15 protein-coding genes are annotated in these 21,157 nt (G+C 72.3%); 6 read left to right on the top strand and 9 right to left on the bottom strand.

Annotation, left to right across the window (positions count from 1 at the left end; genetic code table 11):
* Positions 1–47: 47 nt before the first annotated feature.
* The gene (locus tag WA675_RS18675; RefSeq protein WP_336085878.1) at positions 48–263 is read left to right on the top strand and encodes an FmdB family zinc ribbon protein; all 216 of its coding nucleotides are present in this window, start codon (positions 48–50) and stop codon (positions 261–263) included.
* A 6-nt stretch (positions 264–269) separates the two neighbouring features.
* Here the strand turns inward: WA675_RS18675 and WA675_RS18670 are convergent, their stop codons facing one another.
* The 4 genes from WA675_RS18670 to WA675_RS18655 form a co-directional block, all read right to left on the bottom strand.
* On the bottom strand, positions 270–548 hold the full coding sequence (locus tag WA675_RS18670) for a SelT/SelW/SelH family protein (RefSeq protein ID WP_336085877.1): 279 nt from the start codon (positions 546–548) through the stop codon (positions 270–272).
* 25 nt (positions 549–573) lie between these two features.
* The gene (locus WA675_RS18665; RefSeq protein WP_336085875.1) at positions 574–963 is read right to left on the bottom strand and encodes a YchJ family protein; all 390 of its coding nucleotides are present in this window, start codon (positions 961–963) and stop codon (positions 574–576) included.
* A gap of 101 nt (positions 964–1,064) precedes the next feature.
* Positions 1,065–1,508, bottom strand: coding sequence for a hypothetical protein (locus WA675_RS18660; protein ID WP_336085874.1), 444 nt, complete (start codon positions 1,506–1,508; stop codon positions 1,065–1,067).
* Positions 1,505–4,162 (bottom strand): AAA family ATPase, encoded by a 2,658-nt coding sequence (locus WA675_RS18655; protein WP_336085873.1) that lies wholly within the window; start codon positions 4,160–4,162, stop codon positions 1,505–1,507. The genes WA675_RS18660 and WA675_RS18655 overlap by 4 nt, the downstream gene beginning before the upstream one ends.
* A 420-nt stretch (positions 4,163–4,582) precedes the next feature.
* Here WA675_RS18655 and WA675_RS18650 point away from each other — a divergent pair, with 420 nt between their 5' ends.
* The 5 genes from WA675_RS18650 (at position 4,583) to WA675_RS18630 (ending at position 15,148) form a co-directional block, all read left to right on the top strand.
* The gene (locus WA675_RS18650) at positions 4,583–7,615 is read left to right on the top strand and encodes an SWIM zinc finger family protein (protein WP_336085872.1); all 3,033 of its coding nucleotides are present in this window, start codon (positions 4,583–4,585) and stop codon (positions 7,613–7,615) included.
* A complete protein-coding gene (locus WA675_RS18645) occupies positions 7,612–8,712 on the top strand; it encodes an ATP-binding protein (protein WP_336085871.1) in 1,101 nt (366 codons plus the stop codon). Before WA675_RS18650 ends, WA675_RS18645 begins: the two co-directional genes overlap by 4 nt.
* Before the next feature lie 48 nt (positions 8,713–8,760).
* Positions 8,761–11,388 (top strand): DUF5682 family protein, encoded by a 2,628-nt coding sequence (locus tag WA675_RS18640; protein ID WP_336085870.1) that lies wholly within the window; start codon positions 8,761–8,763, stop codon positions 11,386–11,388.
* Between the two features lie 286 nt (positions 11,389–11,674).
* Positions 11,675–12,838, top strand: coding sequence for a VWA domain-containing protein (locus WA675_RS18635; protein WP_336085869.1), 1,164 nt, complete (start codon positions 11,675–11,677; stop codon positions 12,836–12,838).
* A 96-nt stretch (positions 12,839–12,934) separates the two neighbouring features.
* Complete coding sequence (locus WA675_RS18630) at positions 12,935–15,148, top strand: ADP-ribosylglycohydrolase family protein (protein WP_336085868.1); 2,214 nt, start codon at positions 12,935–12,937, stop codon at positions 15,146–15,148.
* A 224-nt stretch (positions 15,149–15,372) separates the two neighbouring features.
* Here the strand turns inward: WA675_RS18630 and WA675_RS18625 are convergent, their stop codons facing one another.
* From WA675_RS18625 to WA675_RS18605, 5 genes are read right to left on the bottom strand one after another with little or no spacing between them, the layout of a single operon-like run.
* On the bottom strand, positions 15,373–17,892 hold the full coding sequence (locus WA675_RS18625; RefSeq protein WP_336085924.1) for an ABC transporter permease: 2,520 nt from the start codon (positions 17,890–17,892) through the stop codon (positions 15,373–15,375).
* A gap of 32 nt (positions 17,893–17,924) precedes the next feature.
* Complete coding sequence (locus tag WA675_RS18620; RefSeq protein ID WP_336085867.1) at positions 17,925–18,701, bottom strand: ABC transporter ATP-binding protein; 777 nt, start codon at positions 18,699–18,701, stop codon at positions 17,925–17,927.
* 55 nt (positions 18,702–18,756) lie between these two features.
* Positions 18,757–19,671 carry a hydroxymethylglutaryl-CoA lyase gene (locus WA675_RS18615; protein WP_336085866.1) on the bottom strand — a complete coding sequence of 305 codons (915 nt, stop codon included), beginning with the start codon at positions 19,669–19,671 and terminating at the stop codon, positions 18,757–18,759.
* A complete protein-coding gene (locus WA675_RS18610; RefSeq protein WP_336085865.1) occupies positions 19,668–19,838 on the bottom strand; it encodes a hypothetical protein in 171 nt (56 codons plus the stop codon). Before WA675_RS18610 ends, WA675_RS18615 begins: the two co-directional genes overlap by 4 nt.
* Positions 19,835–21,046 carry a CaiB/BaiF CoA transferase family protein gene (locus tag WA675_RS18605; protein ID WP_336085864.1) on the bottom strand — a complete coding sequence of 404 codons (1,212 nt, stop codon included), beginning with the start codon at positions 21,044–21,046 and terminating at the stop codon, positions 19,835–19,837. Before WA675_RS18605 ends, WA675_RS18610 begins: the two co-directional genes overlap by 4 nt.
* Positions 21,047–21,157 lie beyond the last annotated feature (111 nt).

Raw genomic sequence — 21,157 nt, 5'->3', positions numbered from 1 at the left:
AAGGCTTCAGCGCACGGTGATCCCAACCCGGTGCCTACACTGGGCCGATGCCGAACTACAGCTTCCGGTGCCGCTCGTGCGGCGATACGTTCGAGGTCAGCCGTCCGATGGCACAGTCGTCGGATCCGGCGTCGTGCCCGGCGGGGCACGAGGACACCGTCAAACTGCTCACCACCTTCGCGGCGGTGGGACGCGGTTCCGCGCCCGCGCCAGCACCGCGGCCCGCCGGGGGCGGCTGCTGCGGTGGCGGCGGGTGCTGCTGAGAGCCGTCAGCGGTTGCGGTGATCCAGGTGGCCGAGGTCGCGGTCCGGGGCAACGTGGTCGCGGACCCGCTGTTTGAGCACGACGATATCGGGGAAGCCGCCGTCGGCCTTGCGCTCCCATATCTGCTCCCCGTCGAGGGTGATGCGGAAGACGCCGCCCACACCGGGGATCAGCGCCACCTCACCGAGCTCGGTGGCGAAGGTGCTCAGCAGTTCCTGTGCCATCCAGCTCGCGCGCAGCAGCCAGTGGCATTGGGTGCAGTATTCGATCGTGATCCGGGGCATCTACGCAGTATCCTCCCCGGATGTCTCAGCCCTGGAACGTGCCGTCCAGGTACACCCACGCGCCGTCGTCGCGCACGAAGGTGCTGACCTCGTGCATGCTGTCGCGCCGCCCGTCCAGCTTGTAGTGGGCCACGAACTCCACGGTGCCGTTGTCGTCGAACGGCCCGCCGCGCTCGGTCCGGACGATCTCCAGGAACAGCCAGCGCTGATCGTCGTCCAGGTCCAGACTCGCGGGGCGGGTGCCCGGATGCCAGGACCGGAGCAGGTAGTCGACATCACCGACGACGTAGGCGGTGTAGCGCGAGCGCATCAGGGTCTCGGCGGTCGGCGCCGCCCGCTCGCCCGCCAGGATGGGGCCGCAGCACAGGTCGAACGGTTCGCCGCGACGGCACGGACACGGTTTCGGATCAGCCACGGGGTCATCCTGCCGGATCGTGGCGCCAGCCGACGCCGTACCTCGACCGGTCGCTGGTCGAGGTGGGCACCCGGCGCGTCGTACTCGGCCGCCGACCGGCCTCAGCCGAACGGTTGGTGGGCAAGGGGGACCAGCGCGAGGGCGGCGGCCATGGCGGCGGTCTGTTCGCGCCAGCGGCCCAGATCGGTGACGCTGGGCGCCATCTCGTAGTCGAGGTGGTGGGCCGCCCGCGACAGGGCCGCCCACAGCGCGCCCACCTCACCGGCGGTCTCCGGCCCGGCGTAGACGCGCAGCGCCAGCAGCTGGGCGCGCATCGGGCAGCGCATGAGTTCCGGCGCGATCTGCGCCCACAGCTCGTCGACGGCCTGCTCGAGCGCGAGCCGCAGAATCCACGCCACCGCCCGCGACCACACCCCACCCGCGTCCGGCACCGCCCCCGCCAGCAGGTGTTCGGCCGCGTCGAGCCGCTCGGCCACCGACGGCCGCGGGGTGAATTTCGCCCGCGCCGGTCGACGCGGGCGGGCGCGGTGGGTCCCGCCGCTCATGCGCGGGCCGGGGCCGGTTCGTGGGCGCGCAGCCAGGTGATGAAACGTTCGGTGTCGCTGATCAATTCGCGCATCGGGCGGTCGATGGGGACGTGGGCGCCCGCGGTGGCGTCGCGCAGGACGCCGACCAGCCAGCGGCCGCCGACCGCGCTGAGGTGCTTGTTCAGGTCGTCGACGCGGGCGCCGGGGCCCATGAGGGCCAGGGTGATCATGGCGCGGGTGGTGTGCGCGTTGCGCACGCGCCGTTCCACCTCGGCGTGGTCGAGGCCGCGGGCGAGCAGTTCGTGGCGGGCCTTGGCCAGCCCGGCCGCCTCGATGGCCGAGCGGCAGCAGGTGGCGACCAGTTCGTCGGCGATGGCCGGGGGCAGCTGGGGCGTGCGGACCAGCGAGCGGGCGTCGTCGAGGTAGCGGCGCACCGGGTCGCCGGTGACGCGCACCTCCACCAGCGAGCGGTCGCGGCGCTGCACCTCGAGCACGGTGGCGTCGAGCTGCATCCGCCGCACCGCCTCGGCCAGGCGCTCGTCGTGGGTGAACACCACCACCTGCCGGGTCGCGGCCACCTCGGCCAGCACCCGCGCGAGCCCGTCGACCTTGGCGGGGTCCATGGCCTGCACCGGGTCGTCGATCATCACGAAGCGGAAGGGGCTGTGCGCCACCGTCGCCCGGGGCAGGAACAGCGAGAGCCCGAGCGCGTGCAGCTCACCCTGGCTCATCACACCCAGCGCCGCGCCGTCCACCTCGTCGACGGTCACATCGAGCAGCACCCGCCGCGCCGTGCCCGCGCTGCCCTGCAACCGGATCGCGCCAAGCTCCACATTGCTCTGCTGGCGCAGCGTGCTCCACACCCAGCGCGCGGTGCTCTCCAGCGGCCGCATCCGCTCACCCCGGATGGTCGCGGTCGCCGACTTGAGCCAGTCGGCGGCCTTCTTCACCACCCGCAGTTCGTCGGCGTCGACCGAAACGGCCCGCGCGGGATCGAGCCAGGCCAGAATCCGTGGCACCAGCGGCGACCACACCGCGTCGTGCCGTTTCAATTCCGCCCGCGCCTGCTCGTGCAGGACCGCCAGTTCGGCCGCGAGGCTCGCGTAGGTCGCCCGCAGACGCTCGGCCAGGTCATCCCCGGGTTCGGCGCTCGCGAGCGCGGCCCAAGCCGCCCAGTTCCGCCGCACGATCTCGACGCGGCCGCCCAGAAAGCCGGTGCCCGGGTGCTCGTCGCCCACGACCGGCGCCACCGGTGGCCGCGAGGACCCGGCGGCGGTCGCCGAGCCGCTCGCGGTACCGCCGACCGCCGAACCCGGCGTCTGCCCACGCGCCGCGCCATCTGCGGTCGACCCCGGCCCGGTCGGCCTGGTCGACTCCGGCCTGGTCAGCTCCAGCCCGGTCGGCCCGGTCGGTTCCGGCGCGGCCGACCCGATCGGCTGCGGCCCGGCGGGCTCGGTGGACTCCGGCCCGGGCGGCGCTATCGGGGGCGGGGTGGGGAGGGTGCGGGCGGCGGTGAGGGCGGTGTCGTATTCGGCGCGGGCCGCGCGGAGGGCAGCGAGTTGGGTGCCGCGGTGGGTGATCTCGGCGTCGGCGGCGGTGAGCCAGGCGGCGTCGAGGTCGCCGCGGCCGCAGACCGGGCAGGGGCAGGTGCCGCTCGCGGTGGCGTGGTCGCGGGCCCGGATGAGCAGGTCGAGGACGCGCAGGTCGGCTTCGGCATCGGTGGTGGCGTGCCGGGTCAGGTCGGTGGTGGCCTCGGCGAGCCGGTCGGTGGCCGCGGCGACCTCGGCCGGGTCGGGCAGGGTCAGGCGCAGCAGGGCGCGCAGGTCGTCGGCGCCCAGGGTCGAGCCAGCGACCTCGGCCGCCACCGCGTCCAGGTCGGGTTCGGGGGCGCGCAGGAGTTGGGCGACGCGGCGGGCGCGTTCGTCGTCGACCGCGTCGAGGTCGGCGAGCAGGTCGGCCTTCGACTGGCGCGAATCCTTCACGGCGCGATCGAGTTCCAGCTTGCGCACCCGGATGCGTTCCGCGGCGGCGGCCAGTTCGTCGAGGCCGAGCAGGCGGTGCAGGGCGTCGAACAGGTCGCTCGGCTTGCCGTCGACGAGGCTGCCCAGCTCGCTGTAGGACAGGAACGGGCGGTAGAGGTCCAGGCGCCTGCGCGTGCTGCGCGGGTCCATCGGCACCGGCGCGGCGCTACCCCGGCGCTCGGTCCAGCGCGCGTCGGCCAGTTCGGCGCCGGGCGCCCAGTACGTCGCGATGGTGCGGTCCGGTTCGTCGCCCGCGGTGAGCAGATCCACCTCGATCCGCGCCAGCTCGGGCTCGTGCAGATTGCGCCAACCCTCCCGCCAGGCCGTTGACCGGCCGTCCCAGCGGCGGTTTCCCCCGGTCAGCGCGAATTCGGCGGCCTCGGCGAAGCTGGATTTCCCGCTGCCGTTACGGCCGACCACCAGCGTGAGACCGGGGCCGGGATTCAGCCGCAGGGTGGCCGTCGGGCCGATGCCACGGAAGCCGTGCACCGTGATGGCGCGCAGGAACACCCCGGTATCGCCCGCCTCCGCGGGCCGCTCGCCCTCATGCTCGGTGAGCGCGGCGAGCACGCATTCGCCGACCCGGTCCTCCACAGCCGGATCGGCGGCGAGCTCGCGCGCGACCACCTCGGCGATCCGATCGGAGCACACTTCCGACAACCCCCTTCGCGCCCGCGCGCCGTGCGGCGACCTGGTTGCCCGGTGCCGAGTCCCTGCCCGGAACGCTACCCGATCGCCGGGCGTTCGCCCAGGGGATGCCTTGGGCCCCAGCGAATCTGCCCGCGGGAGTGGAATGGCCATCGTGGCGCCGCGGCGGGCCCTCGATGTCCACCCCTCGCCCACCCCGGCGGGCAGCTCGATGAGGTGCTCTCACCCGCGATACGCTCCGGTGAGCGGTGCGGGCGGTCCGGGCGTGCCGAACAGGTCAGAATGCCAGACATTGTTGTTCATGGCAAGTCCGGTCGCGCGAATCCGCCATCGCACCAACGTTTTCCAGGTCTTTCTCCGCTCGGACCGAAAGTTGTCGGTGTGCTCCGGTAGATATTTCGGCGACACAGAACGGGGGAACCGATGACCGATGGACACACGCCGTGGACCGAGGATCAGGTCCGCGCTCTCGCACCCGACGCGAGCTCGCTGACTGCCGCGCGCAAGCTGGCCGGTCGCTGGCGCGAGACCGGCACCGCGGCCACCGCGGTGTGGGGGCTGTGCCAGGGCAGCGGGTCCAAGCCGTATCAGACCGTGGTCGATCTGGCGGGTCCGGCGTACAAATGCTCGTGCCCGAGCCGTAAGTTCCCCTGCAAGCACGCGCTGTCGCTGCTGCTCGGCTGGGCGGGCGGCACGGTGCCGGTGGCGGCCGAACCCGCCGATTTCGCGGCGGAGTGGCTAGCCGGTCGCGCGGCGAAGGCGGCCGCGCCCGCCAAGCCCAAGGCGGCGAAGGTGCCCGCACAGGCAACCGTCGAGCAACGGCGTACGCGGGTGTCGGCGGGCCTCACCGAGCTCGACGTGTGGCTCACCGATCAGATCCGCACCGGGCTGGCCCAGGCGGATCGTTCCTTCGCGGCCTACGAGACCATCGCGGCCCGCATGGTGGACGCGCAGGCCCCGCGCATCGCCGAGGCCCTGCGCAGGCTGCCCGCCGCGGTGGTGACCACCGAGCACTGGCCCGAGGTGCTGCTGCGCGAGTACGCCCGGCTGCACCTGCTGGTGCGGGCACACCACTCGCTGGACGCGCTGCCCGAACCGCTCCAGGCGGGCGTACGCACGCAGGTCGGCTATCCCGTCGCGGCGGAGTCGGTGCTGACCGAGCCCGCGGTGCGGGACCGCTGGTCGGTGCTCGGGATGCGGGTGGGCGAGGAGGAACGGTTGCACACCCGCCGCACCTGGCTGCGCGGGCGGAGCAGCGGCCGCTGGGCCCTGCTCATCGAGCATTCCTTCGGCTCCCCGAATTTCACCGGCGAGGTACCCGCGCCGGGCAGCGAGATCGACGCCGAGCTGCACTTCTACCCCGGTCCGGCGCCGCTGCGCGCACATCTCGGCACCCGCCACGGCGTCCCGGAACCGTTTACCACGGTTCCCGCGATCGGCGGCACGACGATCGATGACGCGCTCGACTCCTACGCCGCCGCGCTCGGGCAGGACCCATGGCTGCGGTCCTGGCCCGCCGTCCTGGCCGAGGTGGTGCCGGTGCTCGACGAACACGGCTGGCAGCTCGTCGACGCCGACGGGGTGGCGCTGCCGCTGCCCGCCGGGGTGCGGCCGTGGCGGCTGGTGGCCGTGGCGGGTGGTCATCCGGTGACGGTGACAGGCGAATGGGGCGCGGAGGGCTTCGATCCGATCTCGGTACTCAGCGCCGGTGTGGTGAGCGATCTCGAGACCGAGTTCCCCACCGTCACCCCCGCGACTCCCGCACTGGCCGAGCTGGTTTCGGTCGCGTTGATGGGCACCGCCCGGCGCGGTGTCGACGGGATCCATCTCGATTCCGCGGTCGCCACCGCGCTCCCGCGGCACGCCGGGGAACCCGCCACCCGCCTGCTCGACACGGTCGCGCTCCATGACCTCTACCTGCGCGCGGGCCGCCTTCCTGGCACCGCGCCCAAACCCGCTCCCGCCCTGGATGATCCGCGTCCCTTGCTGCCGCGTCTGCCCGCCGCCCGGCTCAGCCGCCTGCTCACCGAGAAGTCACCCTTCCTGCCCGAATGGTTCGCCACCGCCGCGCCTTTCGACTTCCGGCTGCCGGATGTGCTGTGTGTGCAGGCACTCTCGGCCGCGGCGGCCGACACATCACTGCGCGGCAATCTCCTGCGGCTCGCCGGACGGCGCGGTCGCTGGCTGGCCGCGCGGAATCCCGCGTGGGCCAAGCTGGTCGACGAGTTCCCCATCGACCGCGGTGCTCTCGAAGCGGCGACCAGTACCCCTGCGGGCACCGTCACCGCTCAGGCCGAGCCGGTCGGGCAGTCCACCAGCCCTGAACCGAACACAAAATCCGGCACAGAGTCGTCCTCGACGGCTGGTGCACCGCAGCCCGACGGCTCGCCGACCACGTCCGACGCGGTGCCGGTGGGCCACGACATCTGGCTGTTCGGCACGCCGGGTGAGCGCAAGGACTGGTTCCGGGAGCTGCGCCGTTCGGATGCGGCCGCGGCGCTCGCGGTCCTCGATGCCGCGTGGTCGAAGGAGTCCGGACCGGTCAAAGCCGAACTGCTCGAGCTGGTGCGGATCGGGTTGAGCACGAGCGACGAGTCGTTGCTCGAGCGCGGGCTCGACGATCGGCGTGGGGATGTGCGGCGCACGGCGGCGGAACTGCTGGTGCGGCTGCCGGGTTCGGCGTACGGCGCCCGGATGACGGCGCGGTTGGCGGCGTGGGTCCGGGTGGGTGCGGACGGCGCGCTGGTCGTCGACGTGCCCGTCGAGGTCGACGCCGCGGCCCACCGGGACGGCATCACCGACAGCACCGATCAGCCGAAACTGCGCTGGGACACCGGCGATGCCCGGCTGAAGACCCTGCACCAGGTGATCGCCGCGACGCCGCTGCCTGCCTGGGCGGGCATCCTCGGCACCGGAACCGGCGCGGAGACGGCGGCCGCCGCCCTGTCGATCTCGCTGCCCGCGCGCTACGCCAAGGTGATCGTCGACGGCTGGGTCGACGCGGCACTGGCGGCGGGCGACAGCGTCTGGGCCCGCGAGCTCTTCGGGCGCGCGACCCCGACCGAACAGGCCGTCCTGCGCCGCCGCGAACTGTTCACCCTGCTCGACCGCGACGACCGGATCGCGCACATCCTCGAGCTGGACGCCCATCAGCTCACCGAACTGCACGCGATCCTGCCCGGCCTGGACCACCCCTGGCCGGACACGGTCGCGGGGCATCTCCTCCGATTGCTCGGCGAACGTGCCCGCACCACCGCCCGGCAACCCCACGCGAACGCCGGCGTCTACGCCGATCGCGCCCTGCTCACCGCGGCGGGTGTGCACCTGCCCGTCACCCTGGCCGGACGCGTCACCGCGCTGGCCGACTCGACCGACGATCCGGCCTGGCACCAGGCCTTCCACCGACTCGCCCACGATCTCACCGACCGCGCGACCATGCTCGAGGAGCTCCGATGACCACTGCCGAAGCCACCACCACCCTGCTGCGCCCGCACGCCGAACAGGCCTTCGCCGACGAACTGGCCGCACTGGCCCGCCTCGACGACCGCCCGCGACCCCCGTCGTGGAAGCTGTCGCCGTGGGCCGTGGTCACCTATGTCCTGGGTGGCACCCTCGACGACGGCACGGTGATCACGCCCAAGTACGTCGGCCCGCGCCGGCTCATGGAGGTCGCCGTCGCGACCCTGGCCACCGATCGCGCACTGCTGCTGCTCGGGGTGCCCGGCACCGCGAAAACCTGGGTGTCGGAACATCTCTCGGCGGCCGTGAGCGGCGAGTCGACCCTGCTGGTGCAGGGCACCTCCGGCACCGCCGAGGAGGCCATCCGGTACGGCTGGAATTACGCGCGCCTGCTCGCCGAGGGCCCCAGCGATGCCGCGCTGGTCCCGTCGCCGGTGATGACCGCCATGCGCACCGGCGCCATCGCCCGCATCGAGGAACTCACCCGTATCCCGTCGGATGTGCAGGACGCGCTCATCACGGTGCTCTCGGAGAAGACGCTGCCGGTGCCCGAGCTCGGCGCGGAAGTGCAGGCCGCCAAGGGCTTCAATGTGATCGCCACCGCCAACGACCGTGACCGGGGCGTCAACGATCTGTCCTCGGCCCTGCGCCGCCGCTTCAACACGGTGGTGCTCCCGCTGCCCGCCGACGAGGACTCCGAGGTGGCCATCGTGAGCCGCCGCGTCGAACAGCTCGGCGCCGCGCTGGAACTGCCCACCGTGCCCGCGGCCGCCGAGGAGGTGCGCCGGGTGGTCCGGGTCTTCCGTGAACTGCGCTCGGGCATCACCGCCGACGGCCGGACCAAGCTCAAGTCCCCCTCGGGCACCCTCTCCACCGCCGAGGCGATCTCGGTGATCACCAACGGCCTCGCCCTGTCCGCGCACTTCGGCGACGGCGTGCTGCGCGCCTCCGATATCGCCGGTGCCGTGCTCGGCTCGGTGATCAAGGACCCGGTCGCCGACTCGGTGATCTGGACCGAATACCTCGAGGCCGTCGTCCGCGAACGCCCCGACTGGGCCGACTTCTACCGCGCCTGCCGCGAGATCGCCGGCTGACCCGCACACCGCCGGGGAGGACGGACCGCACAGCACTATGGGGTATCGATGAGTGAACACACAGACGGCGGCACCACCCGCCGGGCAACCACCAACCGGACATCCGATGACGCCGGTACGCCACTCGACGCGGGCACTCCCGCCACAGCCGGTGCGGATCACGGCACGGCGGCGCCGGTGACGCGGGTGTTCGGCATCCGGCATCACGGTCCCGGCTCCGCCCGGTCCTTGCGGCAAGCGCTCGAGGAGTTCCGCCCGGACGCGATCCTCATCGAGGGTCCGTCGGATGCCGACCCGCTGGTCGGGTTCGTCGCCGCCGACACCATGACCCCACCGGTCGCCCTGCTGGCCTACGTACCGGATTCGCCCGCCCGCGCGGCGTTCTGGCCCTTCGCGGTGTTCTCCCCGGAGTGGCAGGCCATGCGCTACGGCGTCGACCACGCCGTGCCGGTCCGTTTCTGCGACCTGCCCGCGTCTCAGGTCCTCGCCGCCGACGAGGCCGACCGCGGCGACCGCACCGACCCCCTCGGCACCCTGGCCGCCGCCGCGGGCTACGACGACGCCGAACGCTGGTGGGACGCGGTGGTCGAATCCGTCCCCGACAGCACCGCTTTCGACGCCATCACCGAAGCCATGGCCGCCCTGCGCGAGGACGCCCGCACCTCCCCGGACTCCGCGACCAGCCCGGCCTCCCGGCCCGAACCGACGACTCCGGCGCCACCGGACCCTGCGGCCGGGACCGGCTCGGCGACACCACCCGCCAGCGATACCGCACACTCGTATCGGGGTGCGGATGCCACCGATGGCACCGGTCCTTCGGCGACCTCGGTCGCCCACGGGCATCGCGACCAGTCGGCGACTACCCACGCCGATCGTTCGGACCTGGAACCGGCGACCGCGGAATCTCCCGGTGAGCTCGCCGGTCCGGCGATGGCTCACGAAGGCGAGAATGCCTCGGCGGCAGACGGATTCGCGCCGCTGGTCGTCGACCAGCACACCCTGCGGCGTGAGGCGCACATGCGGCAGACCATGCGGCAGGTGCTCAAGGGTGGGGCCACGCGGTTGGCCGTGGTGTGCGGTGCGTGGCACGCGCCCGCGCTCACCGGGCCGCTCGGGCCCGCCGCGCCGGATGCGCGGCTGCTCAAGGGGTTGCCGAAGACCAAGGCGGCGCTGACCTGGGTGCCGTGGACGCATTCGCGGCTGGCCGCCGGGTCGGGGTGCGGCGCGGGCGTCACCTCTCCGGGCTGGTACCACCATCTGTTCAGCGAGACCGAGCGGCCGGTGGCGCGGTGGCTCACCAAGGTCGCCGGGGTGCTGCGGGCCCATGATCTGCCGGTGTCGAGCGCGCACATCATCGAAGCGGTGCGGTTGGCCGACACCATGGCCGCCTTGCGCGGGCGGCCGCTGGCGGGGTTGTCCGAGGTGACCGAGGCCGTGCGGTCGGTGATGTGTGGTGGCGACGAGACCATGCTGCGGCTGGTGATCGACGAACTCGTGGTCGGCGAGACCCTGGGCGGCGTCCCCGAGGACACCCCGACCGTGCCGCTGGCCGCCGACCTGCGCGCCCGGATCAAGACGCTGCGGCTCAAGCAGGAGGCGCTCGCCCGCACGGTCGATCTTGACCTGCGCAAGGAACGCGATGTGGAACGCTCGCACCTGCTGCACCGGCTCCGGCTGCTCGGCATCGAGTGGGGCACCCCGACCGTCGGCGAGACCCGCAGTACCGGCACCTTCCGGGAGACCTGGGCGCTGCGCTGGGAACCGGAATTCGAGGTCCGCATCGTCGAGGCCGCGGTCTGGGGTACGACGCTGCGCACGGCGGCCGAGGCCAAGATCCTCGACACCGCCGCCCGCGACGATGTCACCGTCGCCGCGCTGGCCGAGGCGCTCGAGCTGGCCCTGCTGGCCGATCTCGGCGGCGCCACCGACGGGCTGATCACCCGGCTGGAGGCGGCCGCCGCCCTCGACCACGATGTCACCCACCTGCTCACCGCCCTGCCCGGCCTCACCCGGACCCTGCGCTACGGCGATGTACGCGGCACCGACACCAAGGCGCTGGCGCACGTGGCCGACGGTCTGCTGGTGCGGATCTGCGCCGGTCTGCCCGGCGCGGTCACCGGCCTCGACACCGACGCCGCCGAGGCGCTGCGCGCCCAGATCGACGCCGCGCACACCGCGATCAGCACCCGCGACGACGACCACACCACCGCCGAATGGCTGGCCACCCTCCAGCGCATCGCCGATCGCGACGATGTGCACGGCGCCATCGCGGGCCGCGCGGTCCGCCTGCTCTGCGATGCCGAACGCATCGACGACGCCGATTCCGCGCGCCGCCTGGCCGCGGCCCTGTCCGTCGGCAACACCCCCGCCGCCAAGGCCGCCTGGATCGACGGCTTCCTCGGCGGCCGCGGCCTGCTGCTCGTACACGACCGGGAACTACTGCGCCGCATCGACGAATGGCTGCGCGAACTGGCCGAAGACCAGTTCGTCGCCACCCTCCCGCTGCTGCGCCGCACCTTCGGCTCCTTCGAATCCGGCGAACGCCGCGCCATCGGCCAGGCCCTGCGCGACACCGGAACCACCACGCCCACCGCGCCGGGCACCACCGCCTTCGACCACGAACGTGGACAGCAGGCGCTGCTCGCCGCCGCCACGATCCTCGCCGCCGCCGGATGACCACCCCGAGCGCGCGCCGCCTCCGCACTCGCCACCGGGTTCCCGCTGGCACGTCACCGTCCCGGCCCACCGATACCCGCCAAGGTGACCGAGCACCGAGCCCACCCCACCGTGGCAGGCCGTGCCCCGCCCGGTTCACTGCACCGAACCGCCCCGCGCCGACACGCCTCCGGCCCCGCCCGCCCGGCAGGCCCCGCGGGACAGCGCCGCGACCGGCGTCGCAGCCACCGGACCAGCGGCGCCCCGCACGCACCGCTTCCCCGCAAGACCACCAGGAGCACACCGCATGACCGACCTCGACGAAACCCAGTCGCGCCGCTGGCGGCTCGTGCTCGGCACAGCCGCCGAGGAACAGCTCGGTGGGCTGTCCGGCGGTGCCGACCAGGCGATGGATCAGGCACTGGCCGCGCTCTACAACACCGGCGAGGCGAGCGGTTCGCCGAAACGGTCCGGCGGACTGGGCGGTTCGGCGCCGCGGGTCGCGCGCTGGCTGGGCGATATCCGCACGTATTTCCCGGCGACGGTGGTCGAGGTGATGCAGCGTGACGCGGTGGAGCGCCTGCACCTGACCCAGCTGCTGCTCGAACCCGAGCTGCTGGAATCGGTGGAACCCGATGTGCACCTGGTGGGTACGCTGCTCGGCCTCAACCGGGTGATGCCCGAGACCACCAAGGCCACCGCCCGAATGGTGGTGGAGAAGGTGGTGCGCGAGATCGAGCGGCGCATCGCGGCCAAGACGGTGGCCGCGGTGTCCGGCGCGATCAACCGGGCCGCGCGCACGCACCGGCCGAAACTGCGCGATATCGACTTCGATCGCACCATCCGCAAGAACCTCGCCAACTACCTGCCCGAACAGCGCACCGTGGTGCCCGAACGACTGGTCGGCTACGGCCGCAAGGCGCAGGCGATTCAGCGGGATGTGGTGCTGGCGATCGACCAATCGGGGTCGATGGCGGCCAGCGTCGTCTACGCCTCGGTATTCGGGGCGGTGCTGGCCTCGATGCGCTCGCTGAAGACCTCGCTGGTGGTGTTCGACACCGAGATCGTCGATCTCACCGAGCAGCTCAGCGACCCGGTGGACGTGCTGTTCGGCACCCAGCTCGGCGGCGGCACCGATATCAATCGCGCCATCGCCTACTCGCAGTCGCTGATCACCCGGCCCACCGACAGCCTGTTCGTGCTGATCTCCGACCTGTACGAGGGCGGGGTGCGCGAGGAGATGCTGCGCCGGATGAACGCGATGAAGGAGGCGGGGGTGCAGGTGGTGGTGCTGCTCGCGCTCTCCGACGAGGGCGCCCCGGCTTACGACCGCGACAACGCGGCGGCCCTGGCCGCCCTGGGCATCCCGGCCTTCGCCTGCACCCCGGACAAGTTCCCCGACCTGCTGGCCACCGCCCTCGATCGTGGCGATCTCACCCGCTGGGCCGACACCAACGCACCAGCGGTATGACCCATCCCGGCCACACCGGGTGCCGTGGACTCGGCGCGTTCCCGGCCGAGGCCAACTAGGCTGCGAACGATCGAGTTCGGTGAACGGGGTGAGGCGATGTTGCGGCACGGGGAGGTGTTCGCCGGGTTCGTCATCGAGCGGGAGCTGGGACGCGGCGGGATGGGCGCGGTGTACGCGGCCCGGGACCGGCGGCTGCCGCGGCTGACCGCGCTCAAGCTCATGCACCGGGATCTGTTCACCGACTTCGAGATCCGGGCCCGGTTCGAGCGCGAGGCCGATCTGGTGGCCCAGCTCGACCATCCCAACATCATCACCGTCTACGACCGGGGGATGGACGAGGACCGGCTGTGGATCGCCATGCAGTTCGTCGACGGGGTGGACGCGGCGGCGGTGCCGGTGCGGGAGTTCGGGGTAGAGCGGATCGCGCAGATCGTGGCGCAGACCGCGAGCGCGCTGGACTACGCGCACCGCCAGGGCGTGCTGCACCGGGATGTGAAACCGGCCAATATCCTGCTCTCCCGCACGGCGGGGGTGGGCGCGGGCTTCGACGAACGGGTGCTGCTCACCGATTTCGGCATCGCCAAGCTGCTCGACGACACCGGCGGCCTGACCCGCACCGGCCAGTTCACCGCCACCATCGCCTACGCCTCCCCCGAACAGCTCAGCAGCGCCCCGCTGGACGGCCGCGGCGACCAGTATTCCCTGGCCTGCACCGTCTTCCGCCTGCTCACCGGCACCGGCCCCTTCGACGCCCCCAACCCCGCCACCGTCATGCTCGGCCACCTCAACGCCCCGCCCCCACCGGCCAGCACCCACCGCAGCACCCTCCCCACCGCGGTCGACGCCGTCCTCGCCAAGGCCATGGCCAAGAACCCCGCCCACCGCTTCCCCACCTGCGCCGACTTCGCCACCGCCCTCACCACCGCCCTGCGCACCCGCACCAGCCCCCACCCCGACCTCCGAGCCACCACCCACGACCACGCCCGCCTCGCCACCACCGCCCCGAGCGCGACCACCCACGACCCGAACGCCAGGCCCACCAACGCGGTCACCGCCCACTCGACCGCTGGCGGGCCCGCGACGCCCACCCCGCGGCCCGCAGCGGTCGGCACCTCCTCGGGGAGTGGCGAACACCGTTTCGCGCGGTCGGCGCATCGGTATCGTGACGCGGCTCCGGCCTGGCTAGAGGCCGTGCACGGGTGCCTGCTGGGTGGGGCGGTCGGTGACGCGCTCGGGGCGCCGGTGGAGAACAGGTCGCTGCGGCAGATCCGCGGCGAGTACGGCGCAACCGGGTTGACCGACCCCGCGGTGCTGCGGATCTCGGAGGAGACGCAGCTGACGGCGTTCACGGTCGAGGCGCTGATCCGGGGATCGGTGCGGGCCAGGGCCGATGGGGTCGGCGGGGCCACGCTGGGGTTGTTGCAGCAGGGGATGCTGGTGTGGTTGCGCGGGCAGGTCGAGGAGGTGCCGGAGCAGCCGGTGCCGCTGTTCAGCACCTTGAGCAGGCATGTCGAGCTGGTCGAGCAACGGGGACTGGCGAATTCGGTGTACACGGCGCTGCGGCGGGCCGCCGAGCGCGGGGCGCCGACCGATCCGCTCGGCACCAGGGAGCGGCCGGTCAACGGTTCCAAGGGCAGTGGCGCGGTGATGCGGGCGGCGCCGTGCGGATTCGGGTACGCGGCCGACCGGAGCGGGGCGGCCCTGAGCGCCATCTTCGAATTGGGTTGCGACACCGCCGCACTCACGCACGGTCATCCGAGCGGGTGGTTACCGGCGGGCACGCTGGCCGCGCTGGTCTACCAGCTCACGCGCGGCACCGATACGCCCACCGCCCTCGACCGGGCCCGCGCCGAACTCGCGAGCTACCCGGACCATCAGGAGACCTCGGCGGCACTCGAGGCCGCGAGCGGGCTGGCCGCACGCCTGGCCCGGGCGGGCCGGACCGCGACCCCCGAGGATCTCGAAACCCTCGGCCAGGGCTGGATCGGCCCGGAAGCCCTCGCCATCGCCGTGTTCGCGCTGCTCGCCGCCGAATCGATCGGCGGCCCGGCCCACCAGATCGTGCGCACCGGACTACTGCTGTCGGTCAACCACTCCGGCGACAGCGACGCCACCGGTTCCCTCGCGGGCAGCCTGCTCGGCGCCCGCCACGGCCGCACCGCCCTCCCCCGCCGCTGGTCGAACACCGTCGACGCCCGCCCCGTCCTCGACCGCCTCGCCACCGACTACTGCACGGAATTCGGCCTGAACCCACCCAAGGACAACCACGGCCGACCCCCCACCACCTGGGTCGACCGCTACCCGGCCTGACCAGCAGCACATACTCCCCGGCCGTCGCGCCGTCAGCACGCGCACCGAGGCCAGCACGCGAGCGCCGCCGCGATCTTCGACCCTTCCCCTCCCGCACCCGAACCCGCAGGCTCCCGGCAGGAATCGCCCATCGACTCGACCGAACATCCGGCGCGCTACTCCGAACGCGCGATTCGCCCTCGCACCGTCATCCGGTGCGAGGGCGAAGCACGCAGACCAACCGTCTACAGATCCGCGATGGCCGCCAGCGGAGGCGTGCGCGCGGCCCGGATGCCCGGCCACACCGCGGCCAGCACACCCACCACCGCCGAGGCGATCAGCACCGTCACCAGCTGCGACCACGGGATGGTGATCTGGTCGATGCCCAGGTCACGCAGGGTGCGCAGGAAGCCGACGCCCAGGGCGATACCGAGGACCAGGCCCACGATGGCGCCGAAGATAGCGATCAGCATGGACTCCAGGTAGATCGTGCGGCGCACCTGCGAGCGCTGGGTACCGACGGCGCGGAGCATGCCGATCTCGCGGCGCCGCTCCACCACCGACAGGGCCAGGGTGTTGATGATGCCGAGCACCGCGATCACCACCGCCAGCGCGAGCAGGCCGTAGAGAATGGCCAGCAGGGTGTTGATCTGCCTGCCCTGCGCGCCCTTGAACTCCTCGTGGTCCTGCACCTGCACCACCACGAACGGCTCGGTGGCCTGCTCCAGATTCGTCCGCATGGCGGCGAGATCGGCGCCCGGCTCCGCCTTGACCAGCACGAAGATATTGGTGCGTAGGCTCGGCGGCATCAGCTGCTCGTAGACACCCGGATCGACGACCATCGGCCCGAGCAGGGCGTTGTCGGCGAAGATGCCGCCGACGGTGAGCGCGAGCTTCTTGTTGTCGAGACTGGTGATCTCGATCGTGTCGCCCTGTTTCCAGCCGCGGTCCTCGGCCTCGGTCGCGCCGACCAGGATGCCGTTCTCGGCGGGGGTGGAACTGCCGCTGATCATGTCGATATCCATGACCGGGTCGAGCGGGCCGTCCGGCGAGGTGGCACCGAGCTGGTCGCCGTCGACCTTGAACCCCACGAACCGGATTCCGGTGACATCGCTGATCCCCGGCACCTGGTCACGCACCGCGTCCACCGCGCCGATCGGCGCGCCGATCATCTGCGGCCCGGCCAGCACGTATTCGGCCTTAACACCCTTGTCGATGAGCACCCCGACGCTGGTCTTGGCCGAGGCGCCGAGAATGCCGATCGCCGAGACCAGCATGAGCCCGAGAGTCAGCGCGAAGGCGGTGGCGGCGGTGCGGCGCGGATTGCGCACCGCGTTGTTGCGCGCCATCTGCCCGATCGCGCCGAACGGGCGGGTGAGCACGCCCAGCACCAGCACCATCGGCCGCGCCAGCGCGGGTGCGGCCAGCAGCACCGCCAGGATCAGCGCGAGCGCGCCGATGCCGACCGTCGCCGCGGCGGGCTTGCCGGTGCCCTGCGCGCCGACGTAGACCAGCACGCCGCCGGCCACCGCCAGCACCGCGCCGAACGCCGTGCGCACCCGCAGCGAGTCGCCGGTGCTGGCGAACTCCGAGCGCATCGCCTCCACCGGCGGCACCTTGGCCGCGCGGCGGGCCGGGGCGTAGGCACTGGCCACGGTGACGATCAGGCCGACCAGCAAGGCGACGATCGCGGTGCGCGGCAGCACCGTCAGCGAACCGGTGGGCAGGCCGAGGTCGAAGGCGTTGAGCAGCGCCGAGAGCCCGAAGGCCAGCCCGATGCCCGCCAGCAGGCCGAGCACGCTGCCGATCAGGCCGATCACCACGGCCTCCGACACCACCGAGCGCCCGACCTGGGCGCGACTGGCACCGATCGCGCGCAGCAGCGCCAGCTCGCGCAGGCGCTGGGCGACGATCATCGAGAAGGTGTTGTAGATGATGAACGTGCCGACGATCAGCGCGATCGCGCCGAACGCCAGCAGGAAGTAGTTGATGAAGGTGAGCGCCTCGGACACCTGCTTCTTCATGTCCTCGCGGACCTCGTCGGCGTTCTGCACCTTGTAGTCGGGCAGCCCGGCGGCCAGGCGGTCGCGCAGTTCGTCGGGCGAGGTGCCCGGCGCGGCGGCGATATCGGCGTAGGCGACGTGGGTGCCGTCGGTGAACAGCTGGGTGCCCTGGGCCTCGGTGAACATCACCGCCACCACGCCGCCGCCCTCGGTGCCGGGCATCTCGTAGATGCCGGACAGGGTCACCTCGAACGGGTCGCCCTTGGCCGGGATGAGCACCTTGGTCTTGTCGCCGACACGCAGACCGGCCTTCTCCGCGCCGGTGGTGTTGAGCGCGATCTCGCCCGGCCGGGCGGGCGGCGCACCGGCGACGAAGGTCTGCGGGTCCTCGACGGCCTTGTCCGGGGGCAGGTAGGACACGCCGAAACTCGGCGCGCCGCCGGTCTGCACGGCCTTCTTGCCGTCGGGTTCGAGCAGCACGACCGGGCCGTTCACCGCGGGCGCGACCCGGGCCACGCCCTCGGTCTTGGCCAGCGCGGCGACGATATTGGTCGGCACGCCGAGCGACTGCTGCGCCTCCGGCCCGACGCGCACGTCGACGCCCTGGGCCTGGCCCTCGAAGATGCTGTCGAAGGTGCGCTGGAGCGTGTCGGTGAAGACGAACGAGCCGGAGATGAAGGCGGTGCCGAGCACCACCGAGAGCAGGGTCAGGGCCAGGCGCACCTTGTGCGCGGCCAGATTGCGCAGGGCGACCTTGCGCATGGGGTTGCCCCCGCCGCCCGTGACGTCGTCGCTCACTTGGTCTCCAGCGCCTTCATCCGGTCGAGCACCGAGTCCTGGGTGGGGTCGCGCAGTTCGTCGACGATGCGGCCGTCGGCGAGGAAGACCACCCGGTCGGCGTAGGAGGCGGCGCGCGGGTCGTGGGTGACGATGACGACGGTCTGGCCGAACTCGTCGACCGAGGCGCGCAGGATGGACAGCACCTCACCGGAGGAGTGCGAGTCCAGGTTGCCGGTCGGCTCGTCGCCGAAGATGATCTCCGGCTTGCCGACCAGTGCGCGGGCGCACGCCACACGCTGTTGCTGACCGCCGGAGAGTTCCGAGGGCCGGTGGTCGAGCCGGTCACCCAGGCCAAGGCGCTTGACCACGGTCTCGAGCCAGTCCTGGTCGGCCTTGCGGCCCGCGATGTCGAGCGGGAGCGTGATGTTCTCCAACGCGGTCAGCGTGGGGACGAGGTTGAACGCCTGGAACACGAAGCCGATCCGGTCGCGGCGCAGCGCGGTCATCTGTTTGTCGGACAGGCCGGTCAGGGCGGTGTCACCGATGCGGACCTCGCCGGAGCTGGCGCTGTCGAGCCCGGCCAGGCAGTGCATGAGGGTGGATTTGCCGGAGCCGGAGGGGCCCATGATGGCGGTGAACTCGCCCCTGGCGAAATCGGCGGACACCCCGTCCAGGGCCTTGACCTGTGTGTCTCCCGTGCCGTACAGCTTCACCAGGTCCTGTGCTGCGGCCGCGGTCTCGGTGACGGCCGCCGGGTCGACGGCCTCGGTCCCCATGGGGTGCGAAGTCATGGTGTCCAGTCTGGCGGGCCGCGCCGCACCGCGCCATCCGGATTTCCCCCGATACCTAGCGGATGACCCACTCGAACGCCGCGGCCTCCGAGCGCGCCCCCTGGGCGGCCCGGGAGCGATTCGGCTCGCCCAGCTCGGCGAGCAGTTCCTCGGTGAGGCCGACCAGGCTCGTCAGCCGCTCGGGGGTGAACCAGTCCGGGCGGGTGGCGAAGAGGATGTCCTCGGAGGCGGTGTTGCCGCTGGCGCCGGGCGCGAACGGGCAGCCGCCCAGCCCGCCCAGGGCGCCGTCGACCATGGTGGCGCCCGCCGCGACGGCGGCGAGGGTGTTGGCCACGCCCATGCCCCAGGTGTCGTGGCCGTGGAAGACGATGCGGCGCGGCGGGGTCTGCTCGCGCACCGCGGTGACCAGGGCGCCGACCTGGCCGGGGTGGGCCTGGCCGAGGGTGTCGGCGAGCACGATGTCGGCGGCGCCCTCGGTGCGCGGGTCGCGGGCGATGGCGAGCACCCGCTCGGGGTCGACCGGGCCGTCGAAGGGGCAGGTGAACGCGGTCGCCAGGCACAGCTGGAGCTGTCCGCCCGCCTGCTCGGCGAGCCGGATGGCGTCGGGCATGGCGGCCACCGAGGTTTCGGTGTCGCGGCCGATATTGGCCTTGTTGTGCGCGTCGGAGACCGAGAAGCAGTACTGGAAGTTGCGCGCGCCCGCCGCCGCGGCCTTCTCCACGTGCCGGGGCGTGGCCACCCAGACCCAGCATTTCGCCAATTCGTCGGGGGTGAGCGCGGCGATCAGCTCGAGCGAGTTGGCCATCGGCGGCACCAGGTCGGGGCGGGCCATCGAGCCGATCTCGAGCGCGGGCACCCCGGCGGCCAGCAGCCGCCGGACCACGTCGATCTTCTGCTCGGTGGGCAGCACCTTGCCGGTGAGCTGCAAGCCGTCACGCAGGGTGACATCGCGCAGCAGCGGCGCGGTCATCGCCGCTGCTCCGGCTCCTGATGCGGCACGCACATGACCCCGCCGCAGGGCTTGTCGCCGACGCTGGCCGGGGTCGGGTGCACGGTCGGGCGCACATGGCCGGGGCCGCGCGGTTCCCACTTGCTGCGCACCGGTGGGCGGCGTCTGCCGTGTACTCGCCTCGTCACGATGCCTCCAGCGCGTCGATCTGGTCCTCGGTCATTCCGAGCAACCCGCCGAGCACCTCTCGGGTGTGCTCGCCGAGGTCGGGGCCGACATTCCGGATCGGCAGCGACTCGCCCCCGATGACCGGGACGATGCCGCCGAACCCCACCTGCTTGGGTTCGGGCTCGCCCACGTCGACGGGGAACGTCTGGATCATATTGCGTGCCCGGTACTGCTCGTCGGCCACGATATCGGCGGCGGTGTAGATAGGCCCGCACGGGATGGCCGCCGCGTCGAGCAGCTTCAGCGCCTCGTCGCGGGTGTGCTTGATCGTCCACTCCGCGATCGAGGCGTCGAGGCGCTCGCGATTCCGCCAGCGGCCCGCGTTGTCGGCCAGGTCCGGGTCGGCCGCCAGGTCGGGACGATCGATGACCGTCATATAGCGCTGGAAGATGGCATCGCCGTTGCCGCCGATGATGATGCTGTACCCGTCGCTGGTCGGGTAGGCGTTGCTCGGCGCGATGCCCTCCATCCGGCCGCCGACCCGCTCGCGATTGATGCCGTAGGCGAAGTGGTCCGGGACCAGCGATTCCATCACCGACAGGATCGATTCGTTGAGCGCGACATCGATGATCCGCTCGGCCTGCGGCACCGTCCCGCTGACCCGTTCCCGCTGGAACAACGCCATGACCGTGCCGAAGGCGGCGTAGATGCCCGCGATCGAGTCACCGATCGAGACACCCACCCGCACCGGCGGCCGATCCGGGTCGCCGACCAGCTCACGCAGGCCACCGACCGCCTCGGCCACCGCCGCGAACCCGGGCCGCGCCGCCATCGGACCCGTCTGTCCATAGGCCGAGATCCGGGTGATGACCAGCCCGGGCTTGGCGGCCTCGAGCACCTCCGGCCCCAGCCCCCACTTCTCGAGCATGCCCGGCCGGAAGTTCTCCAGCAGCACATCGCACTGTTTCACCAGCTCGAGCACCACCGCCCGGCCCGCCTCGGTCCGCAGATCCAGCACGATCGACTTCTTGTTCCGGTTGACGGTCCGGTACAGCATGGAGGTGTCACCCCCGTACAACCGCCAATTCCGCAGCTCGTCGCCCGTGCCGGGCCGCTCGACCTTGATCACCTCGGCCCCGAAGTCCCCGAGAATCCGTCCGGCGGTGGGCGCGGCGACATAGTTACCGAGTTCCAGTACGCGCACGCCATCCAGAGGCCGAATTTCCATGCTGTGATTATGGCGGCTGGCGCCGCGGGGTGTGCGGCCCCCTTGGGCCTCGCGTCCGAGGGGCGATACTCCGGCTGCGCCGTTACGTCTCGCCCCTCGGACGCGAGGCGG

It is taken from the genome of Nocardia sp. SSK8, assembly GCF_037034205.1.
In the GTDB taxonomy this organism is placed as follows: Bacteria; Actinomycetota; Actinomycetes; order Mycobacteriales; family Mycobacteriaceae; genus Nocardia.
Note: the sequence above shows the minus strand (reverse complement) of the source record. Positions and strands in the feature narration are given on the sequence as shown.

Bases quoted from the DNA above. Each gene is read 5' to 3' on its own strand.
- WA675_RS18675 (WP_336085878.1), top strand. From the start codon at position 48: ATGCCGAACTACAGCTTCCGGTGCCGCTCGTGCGGCGATACGTTCGAG.
- WA675_RS18670 (WP_336085877.1), bottom strand. From the start codon at position 548: ATGCCCCGGATCACGATCGAATACTGCACCCAATGCCACTGGCTGCTG.
- WA675_RS18660 (WP_336085874.1), bottom strand. From the start codon at position 1,508: ATGAGCGGCGGGACCCACCGCGCCCGCCCGCGTCGACCGGCGCGGGCG.
- WA675_RS18650 (WP_336085872.1), top strand. From the start codon at position 4,583: ATGACCGATGGACACACGCCGTGGACCGAGGATCAGGTCCGCGCTCTC.
- WA675_RS18645 (WP_336085871.1), top strand. From the start codon at position 7,612: ATGACCACTGCCGAAGCCACCACCACCCTGCTGCGCCCGCACGCCGAA.
- WA675_RS18640 (WP_336085870.1), top strand. From the start codon at position 8,761: ATGAGTGAACACACAGACGGCGGCACCACCCGCCGGGCAACCACCAAC.
- WA675_RS18635 (WP_336085869.1), top strand. From the start codon at position 11,675: ATGACCGACCTCGACGAAACCCAGTCGCGCCGCTGGCGGCTCGTGCTC.
- WA675_RS18630 (WP_336085868.1), top strand. From the start codon at position 12,935: ATGTTGCGGCACGGGGAGGTGTTCGCCGGGTTCGTCATCGAGCGGGAG.
- WA675_RS18625 (WP_336085924.1), bottom strand. From the start codon at position 17,892: ATGCGCAAGGTCGCCCTGCGCAATCTGGCCGCGCACAAGGTGCGCCTG.
- WA675_RS18620 (WP_336085867.1), bottom strand. From the start codon at position 18,701: ATGACTTCGCACCCCATGGGGACCGAGGCCGTCGACCCGGCGGCCGTC.
- WA675_RS18615 (WP_336085866.1), bottom strand. From the start codon at position 19,671: ATGACCGCGCCGCTGCTGCGCGATGTCACCCTGCGTGACGGCTTGCAG.
- WA675_RS18605 (WP_336085864.1), bottom strand. From the start codon at position 21,046: ATGGAAATTCGGCCTCTGGATGGCGTGCGCGTACTGGAACTCGGTAAC.